The 12,770-nt window shown below is 47.8% G+C and carries 12 protein-coding genes and 1 riboswitch; of the genes, 6 read left to right on the forward strand and 6 right to left on the reverse strand.

Annotated elements, in window-relative coordinates:
- Positions 1 to 9: 9 nt before the first annotated feature.
- A complete protein-coding gene (locus tag G3352_RS19325) occupies positions 10 to 1,263 on the reverse strand; it encodes a M48 family metallopeptidase (protein ID WP_205524945.1) in 1,254 nt (417 codons plus the stop codon).
- Positions 1,264 to 1,554: 291 nt separating this feature from the next.
- Here G3352_RS19325 and G3352_RS19330 point away from each other — a divergent pair, with 291 nt between their 5' ends.
- Complete coding sequence (locus tag G3352_RS19330) at positions 1,555 to 1,893, forward strand: DUF4870 domain-containing protein (protein ID WP_163758926.1); 339 nt, start codon at positions 1,555 to 1,557, stop codon at positions 1,891 to 1,893.
- 323 nt (positions 1,894 to 2,216) lie between these two features.
- Here the strand turns inward: G3352_RS19330 and G3352_RS19335 are convergent, their stop codons facing one another.
- The gene (locus G3352_RS19335; RefSeq protein ID WP_090810282.1) at positions 2,217 to 3,578 is read right to left on the reverse strand and encodes a nucleobase:cation symporter-2 family protein; all 1,362 of its coding nucleotides are present in this window, start codon (positions 3,576 to 3,578) and stop codon (positions 2,217 to 2,219) included.
- Between the two features lies 1 nt (position 3,579).
- Complete coding sequence (locus tag G3352_RS19340; RefSeq protein WP_163758928.1) at positions 3,580 to 4,167, reverse strand: xanthine phosphoribosyltransferase; 588 nt, start codon at positions 4,165 to 4,167, stop codon at positions 3,580 to 3,582.
- Positions 4,168 to 4,467: 300 nt separating this feature from the next.
- A riboswitch (purine riboswitch) is annotated at positions 4,468 to 4,567 on the reverse strand.
- 270 nt (positions 4,568 to 4,837) lie between these two features.
- On the opposite strand from G3352_RS19340, the gene mscL reads away from it, so the two are divergent.
- Entirely contained in the window at positions 4,838 to 5,332 is a 495-nt protein-coding gene (mscL, locus tag G3352_RS19345; RefSeq protein WP_111620196.1) for a large conductance mechanosensitive channel protein MscL, read from the forward strand.
- 286 nt (positions 5,333 to 5,618) lie between these two features.
- On the opposite strand, the gene G3352_RS19350 is transcribed toward mscL, so the two are convergent.
- Entirely contained in the window at positions 5,619 to 5,921 is a 303-nt protein-coding gene (locus tag G3352_RS19350; protein WP_076290555.1) for a hypothetical protein, read from the reverse strand.
- Between the two features lie 79 nt (positions 5,922 to 6,000).
- Here G3352_RS19350 and G3352_RS19355 point away from each other — a divergent pair, with 79 nt between their 5' ends.
- Positions 6,001 to 6,684: an NUDIX hydrolase gene (locus G3352_RS19355; protein ID WP_163758930.1), complete on the forward strand. Its 684-nt coding sequence runs from the start codon at positions 6,001 to 6,003 to the stop codon at positions 6,682 to 6,684.
- Between the two features lie 194 nt (positions 6,685 to 6,878).
- Here the strand turns inward: G3352_RS19355 and G3352_RS19360 are convergent, their stop codons facing one another.
- A complete protein-coding gene (locus tag G3352_RS19360; RefSeq protein WP_163758931.1) occupies positions 6,879 to 7,670 on the reverse strand; it encodes a TrmB family transcriptional regulator in 792 nt (263 codons plus the stop codon).
- A 68-nt stretch (positions 7,671 to 7,738) separates the two neighbouring features.
- Positions 7,739 to 8,530: a zinc ribbon domain-containing protein gene (locus G3352_RS19365; protein WP_076290558.1), complete on the reverse strand. Its 792-nt coding sequence runs from the start codon at positions 8,528 to 8,530 to the stop codon at positions 7,739 to 7,741.
- A 347-nt stretch (positions 8,531 to 8,877) separates the two neighbouring features.
- Between G3352_RS19365 and G3352_RS19370 the strand changes: the two genes are divergently transcribed.
- The 3 genes from G3352_RS19370 to G3352_RS19380 all read left to right on the forward strand — a co-directional run bounded on the left by G3352_RS19370 (position 8,878) and on the right by G3352_RS19380 (position 12,673).
- Positions 8,878 to 11,535 (forward strand): UvrD-helicase domain-containing protein, encoded by a 2,658-nt coding sequence (locus tag G3352_RS19370; protein WP_163758933.1) that lies wholly within the window; start codon positions 8,878 to 8,880, stop codon positions 11,533 to 11,535.
- A gap of 355 nt (positions 11,536 to 11,890) precedes the next feature.
- Positions 11,891 to 12,208 carry a hypothetical protein gene (locus tag G3352_RS19375; protein ID WP_163758936.1) on the forward strand — a complete coding sequence of 106 codons (318 nt, stop codon included), beginning with the start codon at positions 11,891 to 11,893 and terminating at the stop codon, positions 12,206 to 12,208.
- A 96-nt stretch (positions 12,209 to 12,304) separates the two neighbouring features.
- Positions 12,305 to 12,673 carry a hypothetical protein gene (locus G3352_RS19380; protein ID WP_163758938.1) on the forward strand — a complete coding sequence of 123 codons (369 nt, stop codon included), beginning with the start codon at positions 12,305 to 12,307 and terminating at the stop codon, positions 12,671 to 12,673.
- Positions 12,674 to 12,770: the final 97 nt, after the last annotated feature.

Raw genomic sequence — 12,770 nt, forward strand, 5'->3', positions numbered from 1 at the left:
TACAGAGGGTTAGCTTGCATCCCTTAGATCGTTAAGAAGAATTTTCTGGGAACGCTGTTCCAGCTGTCGAAACTCCTCATTGATTCTTCGTTCTTTAGCAGCATCCGGCCGATACGCAGGAATCATCGCCCAGTGCTCACGAATCAATTCGATGCGATTCTTCATTGGAGGATGGTAGCTACGGTTTTGAGTATCGTTCATTTCCTGTATCCGCTGAATACGAAGAATTTCCTGAGTTGGAACGGCAGAAATCCGTTTTCTAAACTCCTCATACAGCTCTTTGTTATATTGATATTCCGCAACCTGTTCAGCCGTTTGTGCAAAAAGACCTTCCATCTCGGCCTTCAATAATAGAGATAACACTGCCTCACTGCCAGCTGTCTCCGATGCTTCATTATCTGCGATGTAGAATACTCGCTGCATCTCATTCCGCATGCTTTTGATTAACAATACATAGATACCGCCTATAACAGCAAATAACGATAAGCGTAGTATTATAAGTGGAAACACCACCCAATATAACAGGCCGCTATCTTGTGGATCAACAGTGTCAATCCAAGAATTCAGTACATGCATGGCTCTCTCGACCAATGAGCTTTTGGAAATGTTCGGATGTGCAAATTGACTCATATGGTGACTAATGGCGGCTATCTTCTCCTGTAACGTTAGGGCTGCAAAAAAGGGAATGCCCAGGACAAGTGCTCTCTTTTTTCTTTTGAGATGCAAGTTGTATGCGTTATATTCTTCACTAATGATGACCATATCCACAGGTGGAACATTCAAGCGCTCCCCTATCTCGTCAATCATTCCATACAGTTCTGGATAATCGTCTCTAGAGATCACCCTGCCTGGAAGTCGCTTCCGGTATGGCAATATAATTGTGATCCAGAGGAAAAGCAATGCAATACCAAATATGCCCAGCCATGTTGAATTGGTTGAAAAGAAAAATATTGCTACGCCCAAAATGGATAACGTTGACAGATGCACGGTTAGAGCAACAAAATAGGTGTAAAACCTCTGTTTAGTGAAGGGAAGGTCCCGATTGACGTTATACTTAAACTCCTCTAACAATCGGTCTGATGATCGTTCATCAGCATTCCTGTTCATCCCGTTTAACCCTTCATCTGTTCCTTGTCCTCTTTCATCCTCATAAACATTCCAATTACACTTCTCACACCAGGTGCTATACCCCGGATTCACTTTCATCTTGTTTGCACATTCCGGACAAGTCTCTTGCTCTGTGTAATCCAAAATTCCTTCCACTCCCTAACTACACTATGTAATATCAAATTCCGAATGAAGCTTGCTGTCCCCTCCCTTTCATCTAAATCTAAATCGGAATTTTATGGAATATTTTGAATATGTAGAAAGTCTCAAATTGGATGTGTATATACGCACTTCTATTTTCAAATGAATCTATAGTCTCACGTGGAGTTTACCTATACTGAGTGTTACATTTTCTTTGTCCATCTGGAACATTCCTTGATCAAACCGGTTCAGTTCTGTCCCACTCCCTCATAACCTAGTTAAAAAGGACAAAGGAGGCTGGACCGAATGTCCCCCATGAAATCATCAAGCGGTCTGGATGAAAATATTGCCGGCATGCTCTGTTATCTGTTCACTTTTGTAGGTGGAATCGTCTTTCTGGCTGTAGAAAAACGAAGCCGATTCGTTCTGTTTCATGCACTTCAATCCGTTACGGTATTTGGCCTCATTATGGTCGGTCATGTGTTGTGTGCATTCCTCCCACTGTTTGGGCCACTGCTGGCATCGCTATTGTCCTTGCTTGGTGTGGTGGTCTGGCTTCTCATGGTGGTGACCAGTCTGCAAGGCAAATGGCTGAAGCTGCCATGGGTCGGAGACTTTGCAGAGAAACAGCTGCGCCATCTGTAGTATGTAACGCTCTAACGGCTTCCTCCCAAAGTAATTCATCCCGTGAGTCTACATAATAATCCATCTTGTTTTCGGCAAAAAAAAGAAAAAACACCGGATCTCCTGCTCTCTAACGAGCAAGGTCTCCGGTGTTTCGTTTATTTCATTTATTATGCCTTCAATAACGATTCACAGGATAGATGATTCATCCCCTGAATAGTTCAGGCCGTTTAACTTTTTTATTCACAACATTTATTATTCAATCCATGAGGAATTTAAAGTTAACATAATATACATGATGAAGGCATCGGGTAATAACAACGACGATTTCAGCTCTTTACTTTTTACGCCGACTTGCCGTTATCTCCAAGGATCACATCCGCTTGACGTTCAGCCATTTTGGCAGCCGTTGCTTGAGTACCCAGACCATTAAACAGCAAATTCATGAAAATGGCCGTAAAGCTACCTGCAATAATTCCGTTACCGAGCATAATCTGTGCCCAGTCCGGCGCACCTGCGAACAATTGAGGCACAACCGTTACACCCAGCCCCATGCCTACAGAGCAGGCAATGATGAACAGGTTCTCATGACGGTTCAGATCAACCTGGCTGCCCAGAATACGAATACCTGACGATACCACCATACCGAACAATGCAACCATGGCCCCGCCAAGAACAGAACCTGGAACTAGCTGTGCCAATGCAGCAATTTTCGGTACAAAGCCGATAACCACAAGCAGTCCACCCGCTACAACGATAACATCGCGCGTTTTGACACGAGTCATCTGTACAAGTCCTACGTTTTGTGAATAGGTCGTGTATGGGAATGAGTTGAAGATACCACCCAGCACAATTGCTAAACCTTCTGCACGATAACCACGGGCCAGATCTTTCGAAGAAAGGTCTTTATCCAAAATTTTGCCTAGAGCCATAAATACACCCGTGGATTCAGCCACGCTGACAATCGCCACCAAAATCATGGTCAGAATCGGCACAATCTCAAACGTCGGTGTACCAAAGTAAAATGGCTGCACGACATGGAACCAGCTCGCTTCGCGAATTGGAGCAAAGTTCACTTCACCCATAAGCCCTGCTGCCACTGTGCCCACGAGAAGGCCGATCAGCACCGAGATAGAACGAACGAATCCTGTCGTGAACCGTGTCATCAGAATGATGAACACCAATACGCCGAATCCGAGCAGAAGATGAACCCCACTGCCAAAATCTTCTGCGCCCTGACCGCCGCCGAGATCGTTGAACGCAACCGGAATCAGGGTCAGACCAATAATGGTTACTACTGATCCGGTGACGACTGGCGGAAAGAGCCGAATCAATTTGCCAAAAATGCCTGAGAACAATACAACGAATATCCCTGATGCAATGATCGCACCATAAATGGCAGACACTCCGCTCTTCATCCCAATTAAAATCATCGGTGATACAGCCTGGAATGCACAACCAAGCATGACGGGCAGCCCCACTCCGAAGAAACGATTGCCCCATACCTGAAGCAGTGTTGCCACACCACAGGCGAGCAGGTCAATCGCAATCAGATAGGTCAACTGCTCCGTTGTAAAACCAAGGGCCTTGCTGACAATAATCGGTACAACGACAGCTCCTGCATACATCGCCAGCACGTGCTGGAGACCTAGCGAGAACGTTTTGATCGGATGCCGATGCCGCTGAAAAATACGTTCGCGTGCCATATTAGATCGTGACCTCCTCGTCCGCAAACGTAACTTTCCCGTCTGACAGCGCCCCAATGCGAACCAATGATTCCACACGGTATCCTGCTTCTTTCAGCAAGCGGCCTCCTGGTTGGAACGCCTTTTCAATCACGATGCCAATACCAACCACTTCAGCGCCTACTTGCTCCACAATGCGGGCCAGACCAAATGCTGCCTCGCCATTGGCTAGAAAGTCATCAATGATCAGTACACGGTCTCCAGGCTGCATGAACTTCTTCGCAACTGTAATTTCGTTGGTCTCCTGCTTCGTAAAGGAGTACACTTTCTCAACCAGAATGTCTTCCGTGAGTGTAAGTGACTTCTGCTTCCGTGCAAAAATAAGCGGAACATTGAGTTCCAGCGCAGTCATGATGCCTGGTGCGATCCCTGAGGATTCAATCGTCAGTACACGCGTAATGTTCTCCCCTTCAAAACGGCGGATGAACTCCTTACCGACTTCCTTCATCAGAACCGGGTCCATCTGGTGGTTCAGGAATGAATCCACTTTGAGTACCTGGTCGGACAGGACAATGCCTTCCTGTATTACCTTGTCTTTTAACAATTGCATCGTAATTCTTCCCCCTGTGCGCCATCCCGTACAGAAGCCTGCATGACCTCGATCCCCTCTGTAAAAAAACAAAAAGCCCGCCTTTTTACACGCTGCGGAAGAACCGGAGACGGGAAAAGACGGACTTGTACATATGTGGACAAGCCGCATGGATACTGCAAGTATAATGTAGTGGAAGAGCAGGATAACAGGATAACTAGAGCAAACCTCAAACTCCCTATTCAAGAAGGGATATGAAGCTGCCTGAACATCCTTTTTCAGACACACTGCCCGATAATCATCTCTCTCCATACCTTAACAACCTTGCAGGATCTTTCCCGTAGTCCGATCATTCCGGTGATCGGGTAGAAACATGCAGGCCTATTCCTGCACATATACGAGTCGGCATATTAAATTTTTTAAGCTCCATGATTCGTTACAATGTATGATCGCGAACCTGAATGTAAAAGTATGAACGGAACTGATAATGTTAGAAGTATACCGAATCGGCGCCGTGAAATAAAGAAGTATTTTCATGGAAGTTGCGGAAACTTGTCTTAATTTGCATTAAAGGGATGATTGCTGCGGTTTTTTTATGTACAATATGAGAACGGAAGCGCGTGTCCGAACGGAGAATCGATGGAAACGCCGCCTGTATTATAAATTTATTGGGTAAAGGAGATTTGCAGACATGAAAGGCGTACTAAAGGAATTTAAAGAATTTGCTGTACGTGGCAACGTCATCGATCTGGCGGTCGGTGTCATTATCGGGGCTGCTTTTGGTAAAATTGTTACGTCCCTCGTGAATGACATTATCATGCCACCGGTAGGTAAGTTGCTTGGAGGGGTTGATTTCAGTCAGAAAATTTTCAATCTGGATTGGGATATGCGAACTGCCAGCGGACAGGAGATCACAACTCTCGCTCAAGCCAATGAGGCTGGCGCTACGGTAATTGCATATGGGCAGTTCATCAACGTGATGATTGATTTTCTCATCGTCGCTTTCTGTATTTTCATGCTGGTGAAGGGTATCAATTACATCAAAAGCAAAGAACACAAAAAGCCCGAGCCGCAAAAAACGACCAAGGCTTGCAAATACTGTCTGTCCGAAATCCCGGCTGCGGCTACTCGCTGTTCACACTGTACTTCAGAGCTGGAAGCAGAAGGTAACGGCGCAACAGCTTAATCGATTCCATGTTTCAAGTTCATCAGAATTTAAAGTGTACCCAAACTCTATATAGAGGTCAGTAGAGGTACATTTTATTAAAGCTTTATGTAAAAAAAACTCCTGCTTGATCTGTCAGCAATACTTCTTCATCCGTGTTGTTGCAATCCCGCACGGGGCGGGTGGAATCAAATCGGCTCCCACATGAAAGGTCTCACCGTAAAGGTGGGGCCTTTCTTTCTTATCTCACAAGCAGGGTATGTTGCTCTACTGTCATTATTATCCTTACGCTCACCATGCTTACAAACTAGAATCGACGCGGCAACAAGTGTTCCAAAATCGACTTCAAATCCCGATCTTCCTTATAAACCTCTTCCCCGGTATCAAGCTCTGTTACCCGGATATAATCAAAATTCATCGACGCATCCACAGGTTTAAACAACAATTGGCTCTCGTCTTCCAAACGTACATTAAATCCCATATCCTTAAACATTGTTGTTAGCTGGCTATTCGCCGGTTCCTGACCCTGTCCAACAAATATAAGACCTCTAAGACTTTTACGTTCCTGAGGTTGCGGATAAATGACCTGAAAGTGTACAATGCATTCCATAAGATGGTTCCCCTTTCGTTTAAAACAAACTTTGTGAAATTTTGAACTTTAAAACTTGCTATATAAGGAGATACGTATCATGACCCCAGAACGTTTCGATATTTACGACGATCAGCAAAATTGGATAGGTACAGAGCTGCGCAGTGTGGTCCATGCCGAGGGATTCTGGCATCGTTCATTCCACTGCTGGATCGTGCGAGACGAAGGTTCACAGCGGTTGGTTCTATTTCAGCGAAGACGGGATATCAAGGATACCTTCCCCGGATGTTACGACATTACCGCAGCAGGGCATCTCACAGCTGGAGAACAGCTGCATGAAGCCAGTCGTGAGCTTGAGGAAGAACTGGACGTACAAACGCCTTTTGAAACGCTGACCTACCTGTTGACGGCAAGACAGCAACTTGAAGGACAGGTTCGCGGTGTACCTTTTATCGATCGGGAATTCAGCTCTGTTTTTGGCCTGTGCTTGAACCAGCCCCTCGAAGCCTATACCTTGCAGGCAAGCGAAGTCGACAGCCTCTACGAAGTGCCTTTGGATGACCTGATTGCCTTGTTCCGTGGCGAAACCCATGTGATTCAAGCCGCAGGAGTGCAAGCCGTGCAGTCAGCGTCCGATCAGGTGGATCAGGCAAATAGTAACTCTGTTCCTCTTCCCGTTCAAACACGTCACATGCGCGAGATTAGAGCAGACGAGTTCGTGCCACACGGTACGGAATATTATATCAATGTACTTGAAGCGTTAGTTCATGTGCCCAAAAACTAACCAATTTTGCCTATGATAAAGTTACGTTCATAGCTTCATTTTCTCAAAAATAGCATGAATTCATACCCTATTACATTAGCTCAACAGGGAACATTTGCTGTGATGAACATCACTGCTTCTGTTAACTAGCATGAAGAGGCGTCTGCCTCATGGCAACGCCTGCTTCCTTTAAGCATGTATTTTGGAGTTCGTACTCACTCTGAAGGTACTGACCAATAACGTGCCGAGAGGTTTTGGTATCGAGGCCCGTATCGAGACTCCAGTTCTTCCCCCATATCCTGCTCCAGTTCATACAACACCAATTCCTGAGCAAAATGATTCAGCAGCAGTCCGGTCATGACCGGATGTTCTGTCACCATCGCTTGAGTGGCGCAAGATTCCCCACGCATCCCTAACATGCACCAACGACGATCAATCACTAAAGAGAACTTTCGGCCATTACCGGCTACGTATGAAGGCAAACCAGGCCAAGGAGCGGGCTGATCCATAATACCCTCTCCACCATCACATGACCATAACAGGCGCACGCCTCGGTCTTCGGCACGCTGCAAGTCGGCACGCAACAACTCCGCTTCCTCACGCCACACGTCCACCACAATCTCATGTTTGGCCTCAGCCAGTTCACGGCTTAGATTCTCAAATACATTTTTGTCGCCTTCAATGTTGTAAAAGACCGGCTTCTCCGGCTCATGCTGCGGCATACTGCTCTGCACATATTCAAGAGATGCACGCATCTGACCGGAGATCATGCTTGTCATTTCCTCAGGCTTCAAGACACTGTATTTCGCGGGCTCGCCTGCGCTGCAACGCAGGAATCCCCGCTGTTCCAGCCGTTGCAGGGTGGCATATACATTGGAACGGGACACACCCAGCCTTTTCGCAACCTCATATCCCGAGGCCGAGCCTTGACGAGCGAGTTCGACCATAATTTTAGATTCCATCTCGGTAAACCCCAGATGACGCAAATGATGCAGCAGTTGGTCCATATTCCCGTCCCCCCATGCTGTAAGCAACCAGCGCTGCCACACAATGGTTCGGCAGCGCGTCTACTGCATCAGATCTGTTCTGCTCCGCAGCGTGGGCACCATTTCGAACCTTTAGGCAGCTCTGCTGCGCAAATCTGACAATTCACCATTTCGCGTGGCACTTCGGTCTGTACGTCCACCGTGTTCACGATCGGATTATTTTCTTTCCAGTACCGAATACGCTCATCCAGCTCCTGCTGGCGCTCGCGCTCCCGTTGCATTTCTTCATCCCGACGGCGTTCCCACTCGGCATCAAAGGCTTCCTTTTCCTCTTGGGTAAATTCCGTACTGTTATACTCGGATTCGGTCTCCAGGTCCGCAATGGACGGAATTACCGTGTGATACGGCTCAGCTTCCTCCAGTTCCTCTTCAACTGGCGCATCATAGATTGGTCGCTCCGGGCTTTGGGCCACGGCTGCTTCCTGTCTCGCAGGATTTGTTGCCCCTACAGATGCTGCTGCGGGTTTGAATTCACCCAACTTACGTCCACATTTCGGACAGAAGTTGGCGTCCAATGAAGCGACGTGTCCACACTCGCATAAGCGCTCATTTTTGAGTTGTGCAATCTTGTTGCGCAGACCATCGATCTCATCCTGCAATTCATCGCACAGCCCTGATAGATCCACCATCTCTTTTTCGGCACGCGTCATGTCCTGTGCGCGATAACCTTCATAGAAGATACGACCCATATCTGTAAAATGGACTTCCTGCTCCTGTTGCAAGCCCACAATCTGATTATTTATTTTTCCGATTTCAACGGCGTGCTGCGCACGCTCTGTTGCTTTGTTTGCTCCGTTTTTAATTCGCTGAAGCAGTTTCATGACTTCTCCTCCTCTGTCCCGTCAGAGTTGAACCTTTTGATTCAACACCCATTTGTTCCAAAACCCATTTTCATTTGATTTTTTTATAGTATATAACTTATACGATATCATGCCAAAAAGTTGCGAAATCTCGCGTGAATGCCCGTTTTCTGTCGATGCCGGATGAATTCGGGGGCTTTCGTCAGGACCATACGTTCGGGTATAATGAAGCTTTGGCCCTGCTGATCCGCCTATTTGGGCGGTTATTCCTATCATACCAATTTACAATGCGATTGTGAAAAGGGCAAATGAATTACTTTTAAGCTGGGATAGTCCTATCCCTGAATGCATATAGAGGTGGATGAATGATGTTAAGTCCGAACTCAACGTTTTACCCCCGTCCGCTCGGGGTTACCCCGGCGGCATCCCTGCCCCAATCCCCTTCAGCTCCGCTGGAGACCAGTAGGCAACTTGTGGCCAGCGATGAACGGGATGCGCCTTATTTCCGCTCTCTGGAAGAGGTGGGCATCCGTCTGAACGGACCCCAGATCTCAGCGGTTCGCCACGGCAAAGGACCCCTGTTAACTCTCGCAGGAGCTGGCTGCGGCAAAACAACCGTACTTGCTGCACGTGCTGGCTACCTGATGGAGGTTAGTGGTGCTCACGCGGGAAGCATCCTGCTGGTGACGTTCACGAACAAAGCTGCCACTGAGATGAAAGACCGCATCGCATCGCTGCCTGGCATTCGTCCTGCAGCCGCACGAGCGGTGCAGGCCCGTACATTCCACTCGTTCGCGTTGACGCTGCTGCGTCATTACGGCGTGCAGGAGGAGATTTTTGGTGAGTCCCGTGCGCAGCATACCGTGCTCAAGATGCTCCTGCGTCAGAATGGCATGAGTGAGGCTTTTCAGCCTGAGAGTCTGCTGGCTATGCTGTCCGCTTGGAAAATGCAAGGCTCAGAGACGAGCGATCTTCCCGAGAAATCACAGGAGGAACGGGATGCCAAACGTGTTCTCCTTGGTTATGAAGCCTGGAAGCGGGATCGTAACAAAATGGATTTTGACGATATTTTGCTGCGAGCTGCGGCTCTGCTTCGTGATCCTGCTGTACTGGGGCCGCTTCAGCAGCGTTTTCAGTACATCATGGTCGATGAGTTCCAGGATACCAACAGTCTGCAATATGAAATTGTACAAAAACTGGCTGCCGCCAACCGCAACCTGATGGTTGTTGGAGACGATGACCAGACGATCTATACGTTTAATGGGGCACGGCAGGAATCCATTTTGGAATTCGATAAAGTTTACCCCGGTGCACGCATCGTGACGCTGGATATCAACTACCGCAGCGATGCGCGTATTCTGGGACTGGGCAGTGAATTGGTCGCCCGGAACAAACGAAGACGTGACAAGCGGCTGCGAGCAGCCGGACATCGTGGAGATGCGCCCCGGTTCGCAACCCCCTCCAATGCCGAGGAAGAAGCAGCTTGGGTTGTTAACCAGTTGTGTCAGCAAGTCGAGGAAGGTCTTCATACGTATCGAGATATCGCGATTCTGCATCGGACAGCCAGCAGCAGTCGGGCTATATTTGAGCAGCTTGTGTTGAAAGATGTGCCGTTTGTACAACATGGTGCTTCCCCGGTCTTCTATGACCAGTCATTGATTCGACCTTTAATGGATCATATGCGCTTGTCCCTGAATCCACGTGCTGTAGATGCTCTGCCGAGTGCGCTTGGGCCTCTCTATGTTTCCCGCGATGCAGGACTGGAGTGGATTCAACGCAGTGAAGAGCAGCAAGCGAAGAAATATCCGCTCATCCATCTGGCCAAATGGGACAAGCTGAAGCCTTTTCAGCAGGAACAGGTCAAGGAACGTATCAAGCTGATCAAATCACTGACGAAGCTGAAACCGGTGATCGCGATCCAGGAGATGCGCCGCCAGTTTTACGACAAGTATATGGAAAGCGGTGATCCAAGCATCTTTACTCATTATAAGGAAACGATGCTGGAGACACTGGACGAATTCGAAGTTGCCGCCAAAAAATTCGAAACCGTTGAAGAGTTCATCCAATTCGCCGATGAACTCTCCCGCAGACACCGCGAGATGGAATCACTGCGCCGTTCACAGGACAGCGATGCAGTCCAACTGATGACGATTCACCGGGCCAAGGGACTTGAATTCCCATGTGTATACTGGATCGGCGCCAGCGAAGGAATTGTGCCTCACAGCACTGCACTGCGGCAGGATATCCCTGAAGACCAGAAGGCTGCTCTTACTGTGCAGCAGACTGATGCCGAACTAGACATGGCTCTGGAAGAGGAGCGACGACTCGCCTATGTCGCAATCACACGAGCCAAACAGTACTTATATGTTACATCGCCAGCAAGTCATCACGGCAAGCCAGCAGACGTCTCCCGCTTTCTACTGGAGGCCTTCGGCATGGAGGTACCGGACAAACGCAAAAACCGCGAGGATGCCCCAAATGGCAATCACGCGTCATATGGCAGCGGTAGCAGCAACTGGAAGGGTAACGGGAACACGAATGGTAAAGCTAACGGCAATGAGAGTAGAAATGGAAATGCAGCATACGCCCGTTCAGGTTCGCGGCCGCAGGGACGGGATGCAGTGAGTCCAGTTCAGCGTGGTGCAGATCAGCGCAGCGCAATCCGTCAAAGTGATCGGCGTGATTTTGAAGTACTCGATGAACGTGACGAAGATCGGCTCAGCGAACGGCGTGGCAGCGGGGTGATTCGCAATCACACGGCGTTCAGCACCACGGGTATAAGTCAGACCGCTTCGTCCTCCAGCAGTTCGGGGTCGCATTCTTCAGGTGCAGAACGTACAGAGACCGTAGCAATCTGGAAGTGCAGTTCTTCCACCTGCAAAGCATGGCTTCGTCAGAAACCTGATGGTGCTTCTGCCAAGTCATCTAAAAAGGCGACCTCTGGTCCTCCGCCCTGTCCGCTATGTTCAGGCACCATGGAGGCCGGCACCCGTAAGGTTCCGGTAACTAGCCGGTTCGGAAGGTAACAAGCAAGTATAACCAATGCACATTATATGACGTTCAGAGGAAGAGCTGTCCCGTAAGTCATGAGTGTATGCAGGTTGGCAGCTCTTGTTTTTTGCCTAACAAAACTAGCACACGCTATTTGCTTCGATTTGCTTAGAGCTGAGTTGTAACGAATCACAGAGACCTTATTTCATCTATTTTGGCCGGTTCTAGGTCCTAAAGCCTTTTGATACCTAAATAAGTTCACTGAAGTTCGTTAAAATATGTAATCTTTGAGAATTAGCCTTTTAGGATGCTGAAGGTTCGTTAACGCATGGAGCGAGAGAAACGTCCCTTTCAGATAGCCCCTTTGCTCAAAATTAGAAGAGGTGAGTTATGGAACTGGAAGCAGTAATTAAAGAGCGGATACAAGAAAGATTCGACATATTACAAGAACTGTATACTATATGGTTTACTGAAAATCCTGCTTGTATCGTCCCCAAAAAAAGATTCTATCCGGATGCACACATAGAGAGACAGAGAACGATCACATATTTATTGAACAAAGGATTTATTGTTGTAGATCCCGTAGAAAATGAACCAGAAATGGTTGCAGTGAGTATCACAGTTAATGGAATTGATTTTTTTGAGCAAGGTCGTTTAGATGGGAAAGGCAATGGATGGTCGGTTGTAACCGAGCACCTTGATGAGTAAGACGAAGATGAACGATTGCCATTCGTTTCAGGACGCTTCCTGCTGTTTATTAACAGTAGAAGCGTCTTTTTTCCATTTTAGAATGGAGGTTGGATTATGCAGGACGGCAAAAAGCATTACTTTGTATCGGTAACCCATAATCTCATCGAACAGACCAAGAACGAATCAACACCCTTTGAAGTCATGGTGGACGAAGAACAGCTAAATCGGCTAAAAGACCTGATGAAAGTGCTGGAGGATGAAGATGCCTATACATTGCAACGGGCTCCGGTACCCTACAAATCGGCGGATCATGACGAGGCCACAGAACAATTCTCAGATGGCATGACGTTGCTGTACACGTTTCTTTACGACCATGGCACCTCGGATACCCGGCAGGCGATTGAGAGCATGAACGTACTTTCACGGCTGCAAGATACGGATTATGATGATCCAGGGTATGAGAACTCACCGCTGAATAAATGAACTCTTATCACAAAGGCTTCCTCTCCGATGAATTCAGGCCAATGACCTGCTTCGGAGTAACGGAAGTCTTTATTTTTTTACAATTCAGCCCCAGTAG

Origin of the sequence: Paenibacillus sp. ALJ109b, assembly GCF_010747435.1 — a bacterium.
GTDB classification, from domain to species: Bacteria; Bacillota; Bacilli; order Paenibacillales; family Paenibacillaceae; genus Paenibacillus; species Paenibacillus taichungensis.